Below are 18,874 nucleotides of genomic sequence, written 5' to 3'. Positions count from 1 at the left end.
GGGGTAAGCACAGATGGTAGATACAACCAATAATGTGAACGGCATCAGCCGTACCACATCCCAGACCACTGGCACGACGACGCCCAAGAAAGAGCTGGATCAGGCGTCGTTTCTGAAGCTGCTGACCATGCAGCTCTCTTATCAGGATCCGTTCAAGCCGGTGGACAACGCCCAGATGCTGTCCCAGATGACATCCATGTCGACCTCGGAAGGGATCACGAGTCTGTCGACCCAGATGGGCAATCTGAATACCTTGATGACCTCCAGCCAGGCGCTGCAGGCTTCCGCTCTGGTGGGGCAGAACGTACTGATCCCCTCCAACACCGGCTATCTGGAAAAAGATGGCAAGATCTCCGGAGTGGCTGCCGTCGGCGACAAAACAATGTCGAACGTGAAAATCACGGTGGAAGATGCAAAAGGGCAGGTTGTCAAGACCTTCTCCCTTGATGGAGAACATCAGGGTAACGTGGCCTTCAGCTGGGATGGGACCGACAAGGACGGCAAGCCCGTCAAAGAGGGCAAGTACCAGATTAAAGCGACCGGCACAGTGGCCGGCAAATCAGAGAGCATTTCGGCCTTGACCTATGGGCGAGTAGAAAGCGTCACCCTGGGTAATGGCACCTCTCCCACCCTGGTTAAATTGAAAGGACTCGGGGCCATTTCTCTGGGGGATATCCTGGAGATTGCCGGTACCAATTCCAACCAGACCACACCACCAACGACCAAGCCTACAGCATCGATCTAAGGAGCTGGATATGTCATTTAACAATGCCTTGAGCGGTGTCAACGCGGCACAAAAAGATCTGAACGTCACCGCCAACAACATTGCCAACGTCAACTCGATCGGCTTCAAGGAGTCGCGAGCCGAATTTGCCGATGTGTATGCGAACTCGATCTTCGTCAATGCCAAGACGCAAGTCGGTAATGGTGTGGCCACGGGGGCCGTTGCGCAGCAGTTCCATCAGGGGGCGCTGCAGTTCACCAACAACTCGCTGGACCTTGCCATTCAGGGCAACGGTTTCTTCGTGACCTCGGACGGTCTGACCAATCTGGATCGCACCTATACCCGGGCCGGGGCCTTCAAGCTCAATGAAAACAGCTATATGGTCAACAACCAGGGCCATTACCTGCAGGGGTATGAGGTTAACGTGGATGGCACGCCGAAGGCGGTGAGCATCAACGCTACCAAGCCTATCCAGATCCCCGACAAAGCTGGTGAACCGACCAAGACCAGCACAATTGAAGCAAGCTTCAACTTCCCGTCAGACGCCAAGCCGCTGGCCGCCGGGAATGCGGCTGCAGATGCCTCCATCTTCGATCCGACCGATGACAAGAGTTATTCTGCGTCGACCTCGGTCACCATCTATGACTCGTTGGGTTCACCCCATGTCATTACTCAATATTTTGTCAAGGAGGCTGACCCGGCGAACGTGACCCAGCCTGCGAGCCCGACCGCCTGGCGCATGTACATGTACGAGGGTGACAAACCTATCGATGTGGCTGGAGGTGTCGCTACTACGATGTCAGGGAGTGTTACTGCAGTCCCCCCACTGGCTGCCCGCGTCACCTTCGATGCCGATGGCAAGATGATCACACCGACTACGCCGGCCACCATCAAGACCATAGCACTGGGGACACCGGGGGCCGGCATCATCACCAATGGCGCCGACGGTACCCAGCAGGTGGAGCTCAAGCTCACCAACGTGACCCAGTTCTCCTCCCCGTTTGAGGTGAACAAGCTGACTCAGGATGGTTCCACCGTTGGCCGTCTGACCAAGGTCGAGATCACCGCCGATGGCATCGTCTCCGCCACCTACAGCAACGCCACCACCCTGAAGGTAGCCATGGTGGCCATGGCCAAGTTCGCCAACTCGCAAGGGCTGACTCAGGTGGGTGATACCTCCTGGCGTCAGTCCCTGCTATCCGGCGATGCTTTGCCGGGTACCCCCAATTCGGGCACCTTTGGCAGCATCAAGTCCTCCTCGCTGGAGCAATCCAACGTGGACTTGACCACCCAGCTGGTGAACCTGATCACGGCGCAGCGCAACTTCCAGGCCAACTCCCGTTCGCTGGAAGTAAACAGCTCGCTGCAGCAGACCATACTGCAGATCCGTTAATTCACACCATGATGAAAAGGGCGCCTCGGCGCCCTTTTTCTCGGCATTTCCCGCCTGTTTTATCTCTTTCCTTGCATTACTGAACCGGTATTGGCACTCAAATTGCAGTTCTCTCTCCAGAGTCATCAGTTTGACGGAGGATCCCATGGATCACCTGCTTTATATCGCCATGTCCGGGGCCAAGGAGAACATGAACAGCCTGGCTGTGCGTGGCAACAACCTGGCCAACGCCAACACAGTCGGTTTCAAGTCTGACTTCGAGCAGGCGCGCAGCATGCAGGCGTTCGGCGAAGGGTTGCCCTCCCGGGTGTTCGCCATGACGGAGCGGCCGGGTCAGAATCTGCAGCATGGCATGCTGATGACCACGGGTCGGGATCTTGACGTGGCCGTTGACGGTCAGGGCTGGATCGCGGTGCAGGATCCCAAGGGTGGCGAAGCCTATACCCGCATGGGCAACCTGCAGCTGAGCGCGACCGGCAACCTGCAGACCTCTACCGGCCTCAATGTTGTGGACGATGGTGGACAACCCATAGTGCTGCCGTTGCCGATGGAAAAGATCGAGATCAATCGGGACGGCACCATCAGCGGTCGCCCCGAAGGCGCCGCGGCCAACCTGCCCGAGGATTTTCAGCGTATCAAGCTGGTAAAGCCTGCCGCCGATGCGGTGGAGAAGGGGCAGGACGGTTTGTTTCGTCGCAAGGATGGCCAGACTGAAGCCGCCTCGGCCAATGTCGGCCTCATCGCTGGCTCGCTCGAGGGCAGCAACGTCAACGTGGTCGATGAGATGACCAACCTTATCCGGTTGCAACGTCAGTTCGAAACCCAGGTCAAAATAATGAAGACCGCGGAAGAGAACGACGAAGCCCAAACCCAGCTGCTGCGTATCAGCTAATCAAGGAGTTTTAAATGAACCCTGCACTCTGGATCAGCAAGACCGGCTTGGATGCACAGCAGACCAACATCGCGGTCACCTCGAACAACCTGGCGAACGCCAGCACCGTGGGTTTCAAAAAATCACGGGCCATCTTCGAGGATCTGCTTTACCAAAATATCAACCAGCCGGGTGGCCGCTCGTCGGCGGATACCGAGCTACCATCCGGCTTGATGCTGGGGGCCGGTGCCAAAGTCGTTGCCACCCAGAAAAACCACAGCCAGGGTAACGTGCAGACCACGGACAACTCGCTGGATCTGATGATCAGCGGCCGCGGCTACTTCGAAATCCAGTTGCCCGATGGCAGCGCAGCCTATACCCGCAACGGTCAGTTCACCCTCAATGATGAAGGGACCATAGTCACCCCGGGCAACGGCTATCCGCTGCAACCGGAAATCCAGATCCCCGAAAACGCCCAGAGTGTGACGGTGGGAGAGGATGGTCAGGTATCCGTACAGCTCAAGGGGGACGGGGCATCCCAGGTGGTGGGCCAGATCAACACCTCTGACTTCGTCAATGCCTCCGGCCTGCAACCCATGGGTGAAAACATGTTTGTCGAAACCCAGTCCAGTGGTGCCCCCATTCAGGGGACTGCCGGTGCGGACGGGCTCGGCGTCATCAAGCAGGGCATGCTGGAAACGTCCAACGTCAACGTGACCGAAGAGCTGGTCAACCTGATCCAGGCCCAGCGGGTCTACGAGATGAACTCCAAGGTTCTCTCGGCGGTGGACGGCATGATGTCCTTCCTGATCCAGCGTACCTAAGCGGGTGATGGACACCATGATCTCATTTTTGATCTCGCGCACATCGGTAGGAGGCGCATGATGAAAGCCATATGGATGCTGGGGCTGCTGACGCTGGGGGGCTGCAGCAGCACCCCCAACACGGCCAAGCCAGATGACCCCGAATTCTCCCCTGTGTACGGGGAATCTGAGCCTGTCTCCGTCAGACCGACCGGGGCCATTTTTCAACCGGATCAGGTCAACGGCATCTATTCGGACATCAAGGCGCACAAGGTGGGCGACATCATCACCATAGAGCTGGCTGAGTCGACTTCTGCCTCCAAGAAAGCCAATACCCAGAGCGGCAAGGACAACAAGCTGAGCCTGGATCAGGTCTCCCTGGGCGGTGTGCCGGTCACGGCAGGCCCTTATGACCTGTCGGCATCGCTGGGTCAGAACAGCGCCTTCAAGGGGCAGGCCAAGGCGGATCAGAGCAACAGCCTGCAGGGCAATATCTCGGTCAGCGTGGCCAAGGTGCTGCCCAACGGCAACCTGATAGTGCGCGGCGAGAAGTGGATCATGCTCAACAATGGCAACGAATATATCCGGATCACCGGCATGATCCGCCCCGAAGATGTGACGTCCGAGAACAGCGTGTCGTCACAGCGGGTCGCCAATGCCCGCATCCATTACGGCGGTACCGGCGATCTGGCCAACAGTCAGGAGCAGGGGTGGCTTACCAGCTTTTTCAATGGCCCCTGGTGGCCGCTCTAGGAGATGTTATGAAGTCACTCCGTCTTGTGACCCTGCTCTGCTGCCTGATGCCCTTGGGAGTGGCCCACGCCTCCCGTATCAAGGACATCAGCTCGGTGGAAGGGGTACGTAACAACCAGTTGATCGGCTATGGTCTGGTCGTCGGCTTGCCTGGTACCGGCGAGAAAAACAACGCCTTCACCGAGCAGACCTTTCGCACCATGCTCAACAACTTCGGCATCAAGGTGCCGGACAACATCAAGCCCAAGATCAAGGATGTGGCGCCTGTGGCCATCCATGCCGATCTTCCCCCCTTCTCCAAGCCGGGTCAGACCATAGACGTGACGGTATCGGCCATCGGCGAGTCCAAGAGCCTGCGGGGCGGCACCCTGCTGCAAAGCTTCCTGAAGGGGCTGGACGGGCGTGTCTATGCGGTGGCGCAAGGCAGCCTGGTGGTAGGCGGTCTGGGCGCCGAAGGGGCCGATGGCTCCAAGGTGGTGGTCAATACGCCGACCGTGGGCCGCATTGCCAACGGCGCGACCGTGGAGCGGGAAGTGCCGAACTCCTTCAGCCAGGGCGATACCATCACCTTCAACCTCAATCGACCCGATTTCACCACGGCCCGCCGGCTGGCGGACGTGGTCAACGATCTGGTGGGCCCCAACACGGCGCAGGCGCTCGATGCGACCTCGGTCAAGGTCTATGCGCCACGGGATCCGGGGCAGCGGGTCTCCTACCTCGCCACCATCGAAAATCTGGAAGTCGACCCGGCCAGCGAGGCCGCCAAGATCATAGTCAATTCCCGTACCGGCACCATAGTCATCGGCAGCCAGGTGCGGCTCAAACCGGCGGCCATCAGCCACGGCGGGTTGACGGTCACCATAGCCGAGAATAAGCAAGTGTCCCAGCCCAACCCGCTCTCGGGCGGCCAGACGGTGGTCACCAACAACTCCACCATCAACGTGCAACAGGAGCAGGGACGCATGTTCAAGCTCGATACCGGCGCGACCCTGGATGATCTGGTGCGGGCGGTGAATCAGGTCGGGGTGGCGCCCGGCGATCTGATGGCGATCCTGGAGGCGTTGCAACAGGCGGGCGCCATCGAAGGTCAGCTGGTCATATTGTAACAAGCGGCAAGGGGTTGCCACGGGCGGCAATGAGGTAAGCAAAATGGCAGAGTTCGACACCAACAGCGGCGTGAATATGGGCATGGTGCAGGATATCCAGAATCTGGATCGCCTGCGCCAGCTGAGCCAGAGCAAAGAGGGCAAGGCCGATGCGCTCATGGCTGCCTCTCGCCAGTTCGAGTCCATCTTCACCCAGACCTTGTTTCAGGGCATGCGTCAGGCCAACCAGGCTTTGACCCAGGACAACCCCATGAACAGCAGCTACACCCAGTTCTACGAGGGCATGCTGGATGAACAGCGGGTCGCCGACATGACCAGCAAGGGAGGCATGGGGCTGGCCGAGATGGTGGCCAAGCAGCTCTCACCCGAGACCTTTACCCGTCACGATGGGCGTGTGCTCAAGATGCCGCAACGCACCGAACGGGTCTACAAACCCTACCAGCCGCCCACCTCTGCCCCTAACGATCTCATCTCCGCCTCAAAAGTTGGCAAAGATTTTGCTGACAAAGAGATGAGTGCCGATGCCGAGCCACTGGCTGTGCCGCATCGCCCCCGTCGCACGGTTCCCCCCATGGGGGCCGCGCAGGGGGGGCAGGCTGCACAGGGAACCAAGGCGCTGGACAAGACGGCGCAAGTGTTTGAAACCCCGGAAGAGTTCGTCAATCGGTTGATGCCGCTTGCCAAGAAGGCGGCGGACAAGCTGGGGTTGAGCCCGGCGGTGCTGGTGGCCCAGGCGGCGCTGGAAAGCGGCTGGGGCAAGCGGGTGATCAAGGACGGGGAAGGGCAGGTGACTCACAACCTGTTCGGCATCAAGGCCGATCCGCGTTGGGAAGGTCCCAAGGCGGTGGTCAGCACCCTGGAATATGAGCAAGGGGTGGCCTCGCGTCAGAAGGCATCGTTTCGCTCTTACGAGTCGTTCGAGGAGAGCTTCAACGACTATGTCGATTTCCTGACCTCGGGCTCCCGTTACAAGGGCGCCCTGGCCAAGGTGGACAACCCGGATCGTTACTTCGAAGCCCTGCAACAGGCCGGATATGCCACGGATCCCCAGTACGCCAGGAAACTGAAACAAGTATTGCGCAGTGATGCCATTGCCCAGTACACCGAAATGGAGCTGTAAGTCATGGCAAGCGATCTGCTTGGAATTGGTACCTCGGGTGTGATGGCCCAGCAGCGACTGCTGCAGACCACCAGTAACAACATAGTGAACGTCAATAGCCAGGGCTATGTGCGTGAACGTACCCTGATCTATACCAATTCCGTCGGTCTGGGCACGGGCGACATGCTGACCGAGCGGGTCATCAATGCCTATGCCCAGGGCGAAGTACGGCGCGATACCTCCGCCTATTTTGCCTCGGCCACCCACTACGAGCAGCTCTCCAATACCGATACCCTGCTGGGGGATACCAGCAACAGCGTCGGTGCCGCCATTACCTCCTATTTCAAGGCGTTTCACACCGCCAACGAAGCGCCGGCCGACATTGCCGGCCGCAAGACCACCCTGAGCGAGCTCAGCGGCATGGTCAACCGCTTTCATACCCTGTCGGCCCAGCTGGACAAGCAGACCGACACCATCAACACCACCATAGGTGACGAGACCAAGCGGGTGAACGGTCTCATCAACAGCATCAACGATCTGAACCAGGCCATCATTCGTACCCAGGGCTCGCCGGAAGAGAACCTGATGCTGTTCGATCAGCGGGATGAAGCCATCCGCCAGCTCTCCGAGAAGATGGAGATCCGCACTGTGCCCCAGGCCAATGGCAGCATGCTGGTCAACATGAGCACGGGTCACTCCCTGGTACTCAATGGCGGGGTGGCCCAGTTCAGCGTCGTGCCGGGTAATCCTGATTCCCGCGAGTCCGAGCTGCAGCTGATTGCAGGAACCAACAAAACCAGTATTAACGAAAGCACCATGGGTGGCGGTGTGGGGGGCTTGTTCTCCGCCCGCCGCGATCTGGAGCCGGCCAAGCGCGAACTGGGGCAGTTGGCCGCGGCCATGGCCGATGCCATGAACCAGCAGAACCGGCTGGGCATGGATCTGGATAACGAGCTGGGGGGGGATCTCTTTTCCCTCGGCGTCAGCGATGGCCTGCCTTATGACCAGAACACAGGTACGGGTGCCGCCAAGGTCAATTTCGTGCCCGGCAAGGGCAGTGAAGTGACCACCTTCGATTACGAGGTACAGTTCAGCAGCGCCACAGGTTACGAGGTGTTTTCGCTGGACAAGGATGGCAATCGTACCTCGCTGGCGACGGGCACCACGCCCCCGGCCAAGTTCCAGCTCCCGGGCCATGGCATCGAGATTGACTTGTCCGGCACGCCGGCGGCAGGGGATCGCATCCTGCTGCAGCCGACCAAGCGGGCGGCTGCCGGTTTGGGGCAGCTTGCCACCCGCCCCGAGGATCTGGCGCTGGCATCGCCCCTCAAGGCGGACAAGAGCAAGAACAACTTCGGCTCTGCCGAGATCAAGCTCAACGGCATCTTCAACACCAGCACGGGATCGGGTTTTGGTACCAATACCCTGGATCCGACGGCTCCCCAGGTGGTGAAGGTCGACAACAGCGGCAACTATGAAGTGTATGCGGCGGATGGCACCACCCTGATAGGGGTGGCACCGGCCTCCAGCAAGGGCCAGAACCTGATGTCGGCCATCGTGAATCCCTTCCCGGCCGGGGCCAATGTCTACGCCAATCCGCAGCAGACACCCGGCTACGAGTTCAGTATCACCGGGACCGTGGAGCCCAAAGACAGCTTCACCCTGAGCTACAATCAGGATGGTTTCGCCGATAACGCCAATGGCTTGGCACTGGCCGAGCTGCAGAACAAGGATCTGGTGCGCAAGAGCACCAATACGGGCACCAGCAATGACAAGATGACCTTCAACGAGGCCTATTCCGGCCTGGTGACAGGGGTGGGCAACAACACCAGCCAGGCCAAGACGCTGCTCAAGGCCAACGAGGCCAAGCTGACCCAGAGCACCAGTATTTTCGAGAGTGTCTCCGGGGTGAGTCTCGAGGAAGAGGCGGCCAACCTGATCCGCTACCAGCAGTCTTATGCGGCATCGGCCCAGGTGGTCAGCACGGCCAAGACCATCTTCGACACCCTGTTGTCATCAGTGAGGTAAGTTCATGCGTATCACCACCAACATGGTCTATAACCGGAATATCTCTTCCCTGAACAACGCCAATGAAAGACTGAGCACGGCTTATGAACAGCTGCAGAGTGGCGATAAATTCAAGACGTCGGGAGAAGACCCCTCCGGCATGAGCCAGAAGATGGCGCTGACCAAGGAGATAGACCTGTTCAAGCAGTATGGCGTCAATGGCAGCCTGCTTGAGAACAGCCTGGGCCATGAAGAGACAGTGCTGACCGCGCTCAATACCGCCATGACCAGCGCCCAGACCCTGATCCAGAAGGCGAATGACTCGGCGGTGGGGTTCGATGATCGCAAGGCGATCGCCAGCGAGCTGGAAGGCTTGCAAAAGCAGATGTTCGATCTGATGAACAGCAAGAACTCCCAGGGCGAATTCATTTTTGGTGGCAACCAGAGCAAGACCCAGCCCTTCGTCAAGGATGCCAGCGGCAATTACCTCTTCCAGGGGGATACAGGCCAGCGCAATATCCAGGTCTCTCCGACGGTGCAAATCGCGGCCAATGACTCCGGCTTCAATCTGTTTGAAATCGTGCCGACCCGCAGGACCAGCAGTGCGGGCAGCGCCAATATTCAGGTCGGAGTGGCCGATCAGGGCAACTTCGACAGCTTCTATCGCAACAACTATGACCCTGCCCTGGCCAGCAACCAATATACGGTGACCACGGCGGCGGGCGCACCGGATACCTATGAGATACGGGATGGCGGCGGCACCCTGCTGCAAAGCGGTGACTATGTGGCAGGCAACAAGATCCCCTTCAATGGCCTGGAGCTGACCCTGGATCTGCCCGCAGGGGGCGCGGCGCAAAACTTTGTGCTGGACCCGCCCCAGAACAACAACATTCTGGATGGCATGTCCGACTTCATTACGGCGCTGCAGGATCCCAACATCACCCCGGACACCTTTCAGGTGAAGGTGGCGGATGCCACCTCCCACATGAAAAATGCCCGGCTGAATGTCGATCAGGGGCTGGGTGAGATTGGCGGCAGAATGAACAGCCTGGAGCAGGTATTGGGCTCGAACGAGGGGCTGAGTACCCTCAATCAGCAGGCCAGGGCCAAGGTTTCCGAGGCGGACTTGTATGAAGTCATTGCCGCCTTGTCCAAAGAGGATGCGGCCTTGAGCGCCTCCCAGCTCTCCTTCAGCAAAATAAGCAAACTGACCCTGTTTGACTATATTCGTTGATATTTTCCACCCCTGTTCAGCGCATTTCGGGACGCGATGAACAGGGGGGGCCATCCGTATCTGGTTTGCCCCGCCCTGATATATCCTCGTTTAAATCCTCTTTTTCTCCAATTGTAACAAGCTGTTGCAGTGGGCCATTTAGCCCTCCCTGTCGGGTTGACTCACACAGCGCATTCGATAATCATTCAGCCCGCACAACAGAGGGTTGTGCTGATTTTTTGTTGCAGCATCTCGTTAGGCGAGGCTCCTGTATAAACAAAGGCCACTGATCTCACGACGTCGAGAGACGCCCAAGCTCAGGACAGTTTTCATCGGATTAAGGTGTAAACCCAAGTGGCTTCCGGCATGCCGGATACGTTATACAGTGCTAAAGCTGGTACGTGGGGATGATGACACGCCGGACGGCGTCATTTCCTGCCTATTACTCGTCAATCAAATTGCTGTTTTCTTTCAGACAGCGAGCGGATATCCGATCGCGCTCAGGCTTAGCCTGAAATCACATGAGGTCATTTGTGATGAAGAAAACACAGACTCTACTCAATCGTCATCAACTGCTCGATCTGGCCGCCCTGCAGGGCTGGCTGGAGAATAATCTGGATCCGGTTCAGCGTGCCGATCAACTGCTGACCCTGCGTCCGGAAGAGCTCAACTGCATCTTCGATACCCTGCCCATTGCCGAAGGTGCGGCGCTGCTCAGCTCGTTGTCGGCCGATTGTGCCGGACGTCTGCTGATGCGGCTGCACGCCAGCATAGTCGGCCTGTTGCAAGGGGCCATGCCCCGTCGCGACATGCTGGCCATACTGCGCCGGCTCGGTAGCAGCGATCGCACCATGCTGCTCTCCCGCTTCCCGGAGCCGGTACAGTCCACCTTCTACTCCCTGCTCGACTGGCCGACCGAATCGGTCGGTGCCAACATGCGCCATGAATTTTTGGCCATCGGAGATCAGGAGACGGTGGGCAGTGCCAAGCAGCTGATCCACGATGCCTGGGACAACGCCCAGTTGTTCCAGCACCTCTATGTGGTCAACACCGAGAATCGCCTGCTCGGCAGCATAGCGCTCAAATCCTTGCTGATAGCGGATCCTCTGCTGCCGGTCAGCGAGCTGATGGACAGGGATACGGTGCGCATCAATGCCAGGGCGGATCAGGAGCTGGCGGCACGCCTGCTGATCGACCGCGACATCTCGACCCTGCCGGTGGAGGAGCAGGGCAAGCTGGTGGGTATCTTCCATGTGGATGATGCCGCCGACATCCTGGAGCTCGAATCCACCGAGGATGCCGAGATGCAGGGTGGTTCCTCGCCGCTCGATACTCCCTATCTGCAGGCGACCCCCTGGCAGTTGTGGCGCAAGCGGATCGGCTGGCTGTTGATCCTGTTCGTGGCCGAAGCCTATACGGGTACTGTGCTGCGGGCGTTCGAGGAGCAGCTGGAAGCCGCCATCGCGCTGGCCTTCTTCATCCCGTTGCTCATAGGTACCGGCGGTAACAGTGGTACCCAGATCACCACCACCATAGTGCGCGCCATGGCGGTTGGCGAAGTGAGCATGCGCAACCTGGGGACTGTCTTGAAGAAGGAGCTCTCCACCGGTCTGCTCATCTCGGCGGCGATTGCAGTGGCAGCCTGGATCCGGGCCTGGAGCCTGGGCGTCGGTCCCGAGATCGGCATGGTTGTGACCTTTACCATCATCGCCATCGTGCTGTGGAGCGCCACTGTGGCATCCATTATCCCCATGGTGCTGCGTCGCTTCCGGATTGACCCGGCCGTGGTGTCTGCCCCCTTCATCGCCACCCTGGTGGACGGTACCGGCCTCATCATCTACTTCGAGATGGCCAAGTTGTTGCTGCCCGAGTTGCAGTAACCCGCACCTGACGCGGATGAGTCAAACAGCAAAAAGGCAGCCTGGGCTGCCTTTTTGCTTGTCTACCTGCCGAACAGGCGGGATCAGCTGAGCTGAAACAGCAGCGGCCAGCCCTGCTCCTGACAATAACGGTGCTCTTTCTCCAGGTTCTGGATCAGCAGGCGGTTCTCGTCGCACCAATCTATCGGCAGGGTGACCACCAGCTGATCTTCGGCGGCCTGTACCTTCCATTCCGGCAACAGGTTGTCCTGGCGCCTGTGGTGCGCCGCCACGGCGAGGCGCAGGATGCGAATGCAACGCAGCACAGTCTGCTCGTCGTGGTTGGGCAGGGGAGGGAGCTCTGAGAGCTTGAGCCCCTTGCGCTGAAACCGCACCAGGGCCGCCAGCAGGGCCTGATCGTCCTGGTTGAAGCCGGGCAGATCCGTGTTCTGCAAGATGTAAGCTGAGTGGCGATGGATGCCGCTGTAGTTGATGGCCAGACCAATCTCGTGCAGTCGCGCCGCCCAGCCGAGAATGGCGCGGTAGGGCTCCTCCTGCATCTCCCAGGGACCGCTCAGCGCATCGAACAGGGTCAACACGCTCTGCTCGACCCGGTTGGCCTGACGCTTGTCGATACGATAGTGGGTGGAGAGCGCCAGTGCGGTACGCTCGCGAATGTCGTGGTGCTGCAAGCGCTCCTCGAATTCGTACAGCAGCCCTTCGCGCAGGGCGCCGTCCGAATACTCCATCCGATCGATCGGTAGGGAGGTAAAGAGCCCTAGCAGTATGGCCACGGCGGCGGCAAACACCTCCTGGCGCTCCTCGGTCAGGCCGGCAAGCTTCAACTGATCGACCCGCTTGTGGTCGAGCATCTCCCGCTTGAGCCGCTCCAGCCCCGCCAGCGTGATGGCGCCATCGGTCCAGCCTTCCCCCTGCAGCACGTCGCGCACGGTGCGGATCGAGCCGGAGCTGCCGAGGCAACTCTGCCAGCCCAGCTTGCGATACTGGTTGATGATGGGGGCGAGCTGATGCTGTGCCTCCAGTACGGCATTGTTGAAAGCCTTCTCGCTCAGCTTGCCGTTGGCAAAGAAGCTCTGGGTGAAACTGACACAACCCATCTTGCGGCTGGTGAGCGCCTTGTGATCGAAGCCTTCGCCTATGATGAGCTCTGTGCTGCCACCGCCTATGTCCACCACCAGCACCTGGCCTTCGATATGCTGGGTATGGGCAACCCCCTGATAGATGAGGCGCGCCTCTTCCTGACCACTGATGATCTCGATGGGATGGTTCAGCACCTTGGTTGCCTCGCTCACGAATTCGCGGGCGTTGCTGGCGCGGCGCAGGGTATAGGTGCCGGCAATGCGGATCTGATCCGGCTTGATGTTGGTCAGTCGTTCGGCAAACAGGGCGAGGCACTCGAGCCCCCGGCCCATGGCTTCCACCGACATGCGGCGCTGTGCATCCATTCCTTCCGCCAGCCGGACCCGCTCCTTGATGCGGTCGACGATCTGCAGACGTCCCTCGTTGAGGCGGGCGATCACCATGTGAAAACTGTTCGAGCCAAGATCCACGGCGGCGTACAGGCTATTGTCCATTGTTTGACTCTATGCGTTTGAGGTAGTCGTAAATCGCGACCTGAGAACGGATCTTGCGGCGGTTGCCCCGTTTCACATACGCGTTTTGCTGGTCTGCATCTATGACCCTTGCCTTGCAGGTGTCGCTGAGCTGCAGCTGCAAGATATCCAGGATGCGCTGCTTGAGGCGCTCGTCGTAGATGGGGGTTCCCACCTCGATCCGGCCATCTATGTTGCGGCTCATCCAGTCGGCACTGGAGATATAGAGCTGGGGGTTGCCCTTGTTGTGGAACACCATGACCCGTGGATGCTCGAGGAAGCGGTCTATGATGCTGATCACCTGGATGTTGTCGCTCAGACCCGGCACGCCGGGGCGCAGGGCACACATGCCACGGATGATCATCTGGATCGGCACCCCGGCCTGGCCGGCGGCATAGAGCCGGTTGATGAGATCCCTGTCCACCAGGTTGTTGATCTTGAGGGTGATACCGCTGGGCTGGCCCGCCTTGGCGTTGGAGAGCTCGTTGTCGATGAGTCGATAGAGCTGACGGCGGCTGTTGATGGGGGAGACCAGCAGGTGGTTGAACTTGTAACGTTTATAGGGATACTCGATGTATTCGAACACCCCCTCCACCTCGGCTGTGATGTCCGGGTGGCGGGTCAGCAGGGAGAAGTCGGTGTAGATCTTCGCCGTCTTCTCGTTGAAGTTGCCGGTGCCGATATGGGCGTAGCGCACCGCCTCGCCATGTTCGTGGCGAGTGATGAGGCAGAGCTTGGAGTGGATCTTGAGGCTGGGCACTCCGAACACCACCTTGACCCCGGCGTCGGTGAGAATGTTGGCCCAGTCGATGTTGGCCGCCTCGTCGAAACGGGCGCGCAATTCGACGACGACCGTCACCTTCTTGCCGTTGTTGGCGGCATCGATGAGGGAGTGGATGATGCGCGACTTCTTGGCGACCCGGTAGATGTTGATGCGAATGGCGCTGACCGCCGGATCGAACGCCGCCTGGCGCACCAGCTCGGTGAAGTGGTGGAACTTGTGATACGGGTAGTAGAGCAGTATGTCCTGCTTGGCGATGGCATCGAAGGCGTTGACGAAGCCGTCAAAGTCGCGGCAATCGAGGGCCGGCAGCTTGGGGTTTTCCAGATAATCCCGGCCCACGTTGGGGAAGCCGATGAAATCCTTGAAGTTGTGATAGCGCCCGCCCGGCATGATGGCGTCGTAGGAGCTGATCTGCAGCTTGAGCTTCAGGAAGCTTATCATGGCCGCGGGCATCTCCCGCTCGTAGACGAAGCGCACCGGCATGGCGGTGAGGCGCTGCTTCAAGCCGTCACTCATCTTGTCCACCAGGCTGAGATCCAGCTGGTCGGAGAGATCATATTCGGCATCCCGGGTCAGCTTGACCGCGTAGGCGGCTATCTCGTCGTAGTCGAAGAAGCCCTTGAAGATCTCGTCGAGACAGAAGCGGATGACGTTGTCCAGAATGATGATCTGCTTCTTGCGGCGAGTGCCTTCCGGCGGCAGCTGGAAGAAGCGGGGCAGATCGTCGGTCGGCACCTCCACCAGGGCGTACTGGATCACCTGGCCATTCTTCTTCATCTCTATGGCCAGATAGGTGTACTCGTCCTTGAGGAACTTGACCGGGTTGACCTCCTTGTTGAGCAGGATAGGGATGATGTGGCGCAGCACCTTCTCCCTGAAAAAGACCCGCAGCCACTGCTGGATCGACTCGGAGATCTGGCTCTCGTTGACCAGGAAGATGTTGTGGCGGGCCAGCGCTATCAACAGCTCCTTGTAGGTGTTGTCGAACGCTTCGCCGAGCGCCATTACCTTCTGCTGGATGGCGCGCAGCAGCACCTTGGCCTCGTCGTCGCCGCCGTGCACCTCGTTGATCAGGATGCGGCGCTTGACGTCCGACACCCGCACCTTGAAGAACTCATCCTGGTTGGAGGAGAAGATCCCCAGGAAACGGACCCGCTCTATGAGGGGCACCGTCTTGTCCATTGCCTCTTGCAACACCCGTTCATTGAATGAGAGCCAGCTCAGCTCTTTCTCTTCATACTGCTTGTCGGTGCTCATGTGATGCCTCTGTGGTCGGGTCGCGTCTGCGCGGCAGTAATGGCGTGAAAATATGACAGTGTGATGACCATCCGCTCAGTCGGCGAACGCCTGGTCTATGTCGACCACCAGATCGTCGGAGAGAGACTCCAGCGCTGTGATCAGATCGTCGAGTTCGAGCTGGGGTGGCAGGGCCACCAGGGCATGGGCGTAGAAGAGCGGGGCGCCGGAGTGGGGGGCCGGCTCGCAACCCGTGGTGAGGTCGGACACGTTGATGTTGAGCTGGCGCAATATGCTGGCCACTTCGTGGACTATGCCGGCTCTGTCGTTGCCGGTGACGCTGAGCATCACCTGACGCTCCGGCTCCTGGCCGGGCTGGCCTTCGGCAAAGCTGACGGTGAGGCCGGGCAGCATCACTAGCGCCTCGCACAGGCTGCGGTAGTGCTCGTCGGGTACTGTCACGTGCAGGATGCCGGCAAATTGCCCCGCCAGCTCGCTCATGGAGCTGCCCAGCCAGTTGCCCTGCTGCTGAGTGATGACATCCGCCAGACTCTCGACTATGCCGGGTTTGTCTGTGCCTATTACTGTCACGACCAATTGCTTTTGCATCCTGCTCTCCTTGGAATTGGGTTTCTGTAGCATTGTGCCTGCTGTGACAGGCCATATGAAGCCCCGCCCGGCGTAAATAGGGTGAAAAAGCGCAGAAGGGAGGGGGCGGGCCATGTTTCAGCGCTGCCTGCCACTGAGCCCCTGTGGTAGAGTGATGCCCCTCTTTTGTTTTGTGAACTGGATAGTGCGCTCATGAATACCCTTGTCGTATCGGGATTGGTGTTGTTGGTGCTGCTCCTGCTGGCGGTCTTCTGGACCCGAGGCAAGAAAGGCAAGCCGTTGCCCTATGATGTGCAGGAGACCCTGTTCAGTCCGGCCGAGCGCTCCTTCCTCGGCGTGCTGGATCTTGCGGTCGGTGACAAGGCCCGGGTGTTTGCCAAGGTGCGGGTGGCCGATGTGCTCACCCCTGAGGCGGGCATGGGCAAGAGCAAGTGGCAGCAGGCGTTCAACAAGATCAGCGCCAAGCACCTGGATTACCTGCTCTGCCACCCGGCCGATCTCTCCTTCATCTGCGCCATCGAACTCGATGACAGTTCCCACCGCCAGCAGAAGCGCAGAGCCAGGGACAGCTTCCTCAAGGCTGCCTTTGACAGCGCCGGCTTGCCGCTGCTGCAGATCCCGGCAAGCAGCCACTATCAGGTGGAAGAGCTGCGGGATCTGATCCTGCCGCTGCTGATCAAGACGACCGCGCCGCTGGCCGACGATCTGATGCCGGGCGAGCGTCGCGAGCCGACCTTCAGTCCCCTGTTGCTCGATGGCGTCGACACGGAAGAGACCCGTCATGGCGGCCGCTCGCCTTCCAGTTCCTCGACCATGTCGACCGTCACGACCCCGGTCAGGAGTGCCCTGGTCTCTGCTACAGACAGCGAACTGGTGGACAACCTGTTTGCCGAGGTGGACGACGAAGAGGACGACCACCCGCACCAGGCGCCTCACTGCCCTCGCTGCGATGCCCCGCTGGTCGAGCGGGAGGCCAAAAAAGGGCCTCATGCCGGCCGCCTGTTCATGGCCTGCAGCCGCTTCCCCGAGTGCCGCTACGCCGCGCCTCACACGAACGCCCGTCACTGACCCCCTGTCGCCGTTCCCGGCCTCGTCATGGGGCCTGGAATGAGTGGCCGCTCGTCCCGTCTCTTGCGCTTGTTGGCGCCTCTCATCAAAAAAAGAGGCGACAAAATTTATCTTATTCCGCAGTTGCGTCGATAAACTTAGGTTAAATGCGACAATTTTTGACAATGCGTCGGAATTTTGGCACTTTGTGCCTCCTGCATAAAGTGCGTGGCTAGACCACATAAGCACAATAAAACAATAAGTTACGTCGATTATAAGAGGGATGTATATGATGGCGATGGGAGTATTGATTGTTGATGCCGATGCGCAGCGGCGCCAACAGTTGGGCACTGTGCTCTCGTTCATGGGGATCCCGTGGCAGGAGATAGTCGAGAACGAGCTGGATGTAGCCATCGAGTCGTCCGGCCCGCTGCAAGGGGTGCTGGCGGGAACCTTGACCGGCCGTTCGCTGGATGAGCTGCTGACCAGCTTTCCCCGGGTGCCCTTCCTGTCTCTGGTAGAGGCGGATTTCCCCAACAGCAACTTCATCGGCGTCGCCGAAGCTCCCTTCACCTACGAATCCCTCACTCGCCATCTGCACTTCTGTCAGGCGTTTGTCTCCCTGCATCCCCGTCAACAGACTCACGACAAGGGCCAGGCGCTGCTGCGTCTGCTGGTGGGCAAGGGGCGGGGCATCCAGGAGGTGCGCCGTCTCATCAGCCAGGTGGCGGAGACAGAGGCCAACGTGCTGATCCTGGGGGAGTCCGGGACCGGCAAGGAGGTGGTGGCCCGCGCCATTCACGAGCTCTCTCCCCGCAGCGGGGGCCCCTTCGTGCCCATCAACTGCGGCGCCATCCCGGCCGAATTGCTGGAAAGCGAGCTGTTTGGCCACGAGAAGGGCGCCTTCACCGGCGCCATCGCCGCCCGCCGGGGCCGCTTCGAGCTGGCCCAGGGTGGCACCCTGTTCCTCGACGAGATCGGTGACATGCCCTTGCCGATGCAGGTCAAGTTGTTGCGGGTGTTGCAGGAGCGGCTGTTCGATCGGGTGGGGGGTGGCAAGCCGATCCAGGCGGACGTGCGCATCATAGCGGCCACCCACAGAGATCTGGAGGCCATGATCCGCACCCAGGGCTTTCGTGAAGATCTCTACTACCGCCTCAACGTCTTCCCGATTGAGACGCCGCCGCTGCGGGATCGCATCGACGACATTCCCCTGCTGCTGCAGGAGCTGCTCAACCGCCATGCCGAGCAGCATCAGGGCATCATTCGCCTGACCCAGCGGGCTCTCGAGTCCCTGATGCAGTACCCCTGGCCCGGCAACGTGCGCGAGCTCTCCAACCTGCTGGAGCGACTGCTCATTCTCTATCCGCAACAGATAGTCGACGTGGCCGACCTGCCGAGCCGCTATCGTCTGCTGCCGTGTGAGCCGAGGGATGAGCGGCTGACCGAGATGGATGAGCGCGACGCGCTGGCCGCCGTGTTCCAGGATCCCCCCGAGCTGGAGCACAGTGCCAGCCACTCCCGTGCCATGCAGCTGCCGGAGGAGGGGGTCAATCTCAAGGAGATGCTGGCCGACCTCGAGGTGGAGCTGATCCGCCAGGCCCTGGAGTCCCAGGACGGGGTGGTGGCCCGCGCCGCCGACTTGCTCGGCATGCGTCGTACCACCTTGGTGGAGAAGATGAAAAAATACGGGATGAGCAAGGAAGTATAAGGGTCAAAGCCTTGACGCCTTTGTTCAAGGCTTTGATTTTTAGTGA

At 59.7% G+C, this 18,874-nt stretch carries 15 protein-coding genes and 1 riboswitch; of the genes, 12 read left to right on the top strand and 3 right to left on the bottom strand.

Annotated features, from left to right (window positions below; translation table 11 throughout):
- Nucleotides 1-13 precede the first annotated feature (13 nt).
- The 10 genes from BN1118_RS13770 to mgtE all read left to right on the top strand — a co-directional run bounded on the left by BN1118_RS13770 (nucleotide 14) and on the right by mgtE (nucleotide 11,849).
- A complete protein-coding gene (locus BN1118_RS13770; protein ID WP_043137536.1) occupies nucleotides 14-745 on the top strand; it encodes a flagellar hook assembly protein FlgD in 732 nt (243 codons plus the stop codon).
- Nucleotides 746-755: 10 nt separating this feature from the next.
- Nucleotides 756-2,117: a flagellar hook protein FlgE gene (gene flgE, locus BN1118_RS13765; protein ID WP_043137534.1), complete on the top strand. Its 1,362-nt coding sequence runs from the start codon at nucleotides 756-758 to the stop codon at nucleotides 2,115-2,117.
- A 145-nt stretch (nucleotides 2,118-2,262) separates the two neighbouring features.
- Nucleotides 2,263-3,009, top strand: coding sequence for a flagellar basal-body rod protein FlgF (gene flgF / locus BN1118_RS13760; protein ID WP_043556665.1), 747 nt, complete (start codon nucleotides 2,263-2,265; stop codon nucleotides 3,007-3,009).
- 14 nt (nucleotides 3,010-3,023) lie between these two features.
- Nucleotides 3,024-3,812: a flagellar basal-body rod protein FlgG gene (gene flgG / locus BN1118_RS13755; RefSeq protein ID WP_043137532.1), complete on the top strand. Its 789-nt coding sequence runs from the start codon at nucleotides 3,024-3,026 to the stop codon at nucleotides 3,810-3,812.
- Between the two features lie 60 nt (nucleotides 3,813-3,872).
- Nucleotides 3,873-4,544 (top strand): flagellar basal body L-ring protein FlgH, encoded by a 672-nt coding sequence (flgH, locus tag BN1118_RS13750; protein ID WP_043556663.1) that lies wholly within the window; start codon nucleotides 3,873-3,875, stop codon nucleotides 4,542-4,544.
- 8 nt (nucleotides 4,545-4,552) lie between these two features.
- Nucleotides 4,553-5,650 (top strand): flagellar basal body P-ring protein FlgI, encoded by a 1,098-nt coding sequence (locus tag BN1118_RS13745; protein WP_043556662.1) that lies wholly within the window; start codon nucleotides 4,553-4,555, stop codon nucleotides 5,648-5,650.
- Nucleotides 5,651-5,693: 43 nt separating this feature from the next.
- Nucleotides 5,694-6,770 (top strand): flagellar assembly peptidoglycan hydrolase FlgJ, encoded by a 1,077-nt coding sequence (flgJ, locus tag BN1118_RS13740; RefSeq protein ID WP_043556661.1) that lies wholly within the window; start codon nucleotides 5,694-5,696, stop codon nucleotides 6,768-6,770.
- A gap of 3 nt (nucleotides 6,771-6,773) precedes the next feature.
- Nucleotides 6,774-8,777 (top strand): FlgK family flagellar hook-associated protein, encoded by a 2,004-nt coding sequence (locus BN1118_RS13735; protein WP_043137524.1) that lies wholly within the window; start codon nucleotides 6,774-6,776, stop codon nucleotides 8,775-8,777.
- Nucleotides 8,778-8,781: 4 nt separating this feature from the next.
- On the top strand, nucleotides 8,782-9,990 hold the full coding sequence (flgL, locus tag BN1118_RS13730) for a flagellar hook-associated protein FlgL (RefSeq protein WP_043556659.1): 1,209 nt from the start codon (nucleotides 8,782-8,784) through the stop codon (nucleotides 9,988-9,990).
- A gap of 223 nt (nucleotides 9,991-10,213) precedes the next feature.
- Nucleotides 10,214-10,383, top strand: a riboswitch (M-box (ykoK) riboswitch).
- Between the two features lie 122 nt (nucleotides 10,384-10,505).
- Nucleotides 10,506-11,849 (top strand): magnesium transporter, encoded by a 1,344-nt coding sequence (mgtE, locus tag BN1118_RS13725; protein ID WP_043556657.1) that lies wholly within the window; start codon nucleotides 10,506-10,508, stop codon nucleotides 11,847-11,849.
- Between the two features lie 83 nt (nucleotides 11,850-11,932).
- Here the strand turns inward: mgtE and ppx are convergent, their stop codons facing one another.
- The 3 genes from ppx to BN1118_RS13710 all read right to left on the bottom strand — a co-directional run bounded on the left by ppx (nucleotide 11,933) and on the right by BN1118_RS13710 (nucleotide 16,070).
- Nucleotides 11,933-13,423: an exopolyphosphatase gene (gene ppx / locus BN1118_RS13720; RefSeq protein ID WP_043556656.1), complete on the bottom strand. Its 1,491-nt coding sequence runs from the start codon at nucleotides 13,421-13,423 to the stop codon at nucleotides 11,933-11,935.
- Nucleotides 13,413-15,482, bottom strand: coding sequence for a polyphosphate kinase 1 (gene ppk1, locus BN1118_RS13715; protein ID WP_043137514.1), 2,070 nt, complete (start codon nucleotides 15,480-15,482; stop codon nucleotides 13,413-13,415). The genes ppx and ppk1 overlap by 11 nt, the downstream gene beginning before the upstream one ends.
- A 75-nt stretch (nucleotides 15,483-15,557) precedes the next feature.
- Nucleotides 15,558-16,070: a glycine cleavage system transcriptional repressor gene (locus BN1118_RS13710; RefSeq protein WP_043137512.1), complete on the bottom strand. Its 513-nt coding sequence runs from the start codon at nucleotides 16,068-16,070 to the stop codon at nucleotides 15,558-15,560.
- 192 nt (nucleotides 16,071-16,262) lie between these two features.
- Here BN1118_RS13710 and BN1118_RS13705 point away from each other — a divergent pair, with 192 nt between their 5' ends.
- Together BN1118_RS13705 and BN1118_RS13700 are read left to right on the top strand one after the other, a co-directional pair.
- Entirely contained in the window at nucleotides 16,263-17,138 is an 876-nt protein-coding gene (locus BN1118_RS13705) for a DUF2726 domain-containing protein (protein WP_043556654.1), read from the top strand.
- Between the two features lie 268 nt (nucleotides 17,139-17,406).
- Nucleotides 17,407-18,828 carry a sigma-54 dependent transcriptional regulator gene (locus BN1118_RS13700; protein ID WP_043137501.1) on the top strand — a complete coding sequence of 474 codons (1,422 nt, stop codon included), beginning with the start codon at nucleotides 17,407-17,409 and terminating at the stop codon, nucleotides 18,826-18,828.
- Nucleotides 18,829-18,874 lie beyond the last annotated feature (46 nt).

This window comes from Aeromonas bestiarum, from assembly GCF_000819745.1.
Classification (GTDB): Bacteria; Pseudomonadota; Gammaproteobacteria; order Enterobacterales; family Aeromonadaceae; genus Aeromonas; species Aeromonas bestiarum.
The sequence above is the reverse complement of the archived record's forward strand: the minus strand, read 5'-3'. Positions and strand labels throughout refer to the sequence as shown.

Excerpts from the sequence above, each read along its gene's own strand:
- mgtE (WP_043556657.1), top strand. The coding sequence starts at position 10,506 with ATGAAGAAAACACAGACTCTACTCAATCGTCATCAACTGCTCGATCTG.
- BN1118_RS13745 (WP_043556662.1), top strand. The coding sequence starts at position 4,553 with ATGAAGTCACTCCGTCTTGTGACCCTGCTCTGCTGCCTGATGCCCTTG.
- BN1118_RS13700 (WP_043137501.1), top strand. The coding sequence starts at position 17,407 with ATGATGGCGATGGGAGTATTGATTGTTGATGCCGATGCGCAGCGGCGC.
- flgF (WP_043556665.1), top strand. The coding sequence starts at position 2,263 with ATGGATCACCTGCTTTATATCGCCATGTCCGGGGCCAAGGAGAACATG.
- BN1118_RS13735 (WP_043137524.1), top strand. The coding sequence starts at position 6,774 with ATGGCAAGCGATCTGCTTGGAATTGGTACCTCGGGTGTGATGGCCCAG.
- BN1118_RS13705 (WP_043556654.1), top strand. The coding sequence starts at position 16,263 with ATGAATACCCTTGTCGTATCGGGATTGGTGTTGTTGGTGCTGCTCCTG.
- BN1118_RS13710 (WP_043137512.1), bottom strand. The coding sequence starts at position 16,070 with ATGCAAAAGCAATTGGTCGTGACAGTAATAGGCACAGACAAACCCGGC.
- ppk1 (WP_043137514.1), bottom strand. The coding sequence starts at position 15,482 with ATGAGCACCGACAAGCAGTATGAAGAGAAAGAGCTGAGCTGGCTCTCA.
- flgH (WP_043556663.1), top strand. The coding sequence starts at position 3,873 with ATGAAAGCCATATGGATGCTGGGGCTGCTGACGCTGGGGGGCTGCAGC.
- flgL (WP_043556659.1), top strand. The coding sequence starts at position 8,782 with ATGCGTATCACCACCAACATGGTCTATAACCGGAATATCTCTTCCCTG.
- flgG (WP_043137532.1), top strand. The coding sequence starts at position 3,024 with ATGAACCCTGCACTCTGGATCAGCAAGACCGGCTTGGATGCACAGCAG.
- ppx (WP_043556656.1), bottom strand. The coding sequence starts at position 13,423 with ATGGACAATAGCCTGTACGCCGCCGTGGATCTTGGCTCGAACAGTTTT.
- BN1118_RS13770 (WP_043137536.1), top strand. The coding sequence starts at position 14 with ATGGTAGATACAACCAATAATGTGAACGGCATCAGCCGTACCACATCC.
- flgE (WP_043137534.1), top strand. The coding sequence starts at position 756 with ATGTCATTTAACAATGCCTTGAGCGGTGTCAACGCGGCACAAAAAGAT.
- flgJ (WP_043556661.1), top strand. The coding sequence starts at position 5,694 with ATGGCAGAGTTCGACACCAACAGCGGCGTGAATATGGGCATGGTGCAG.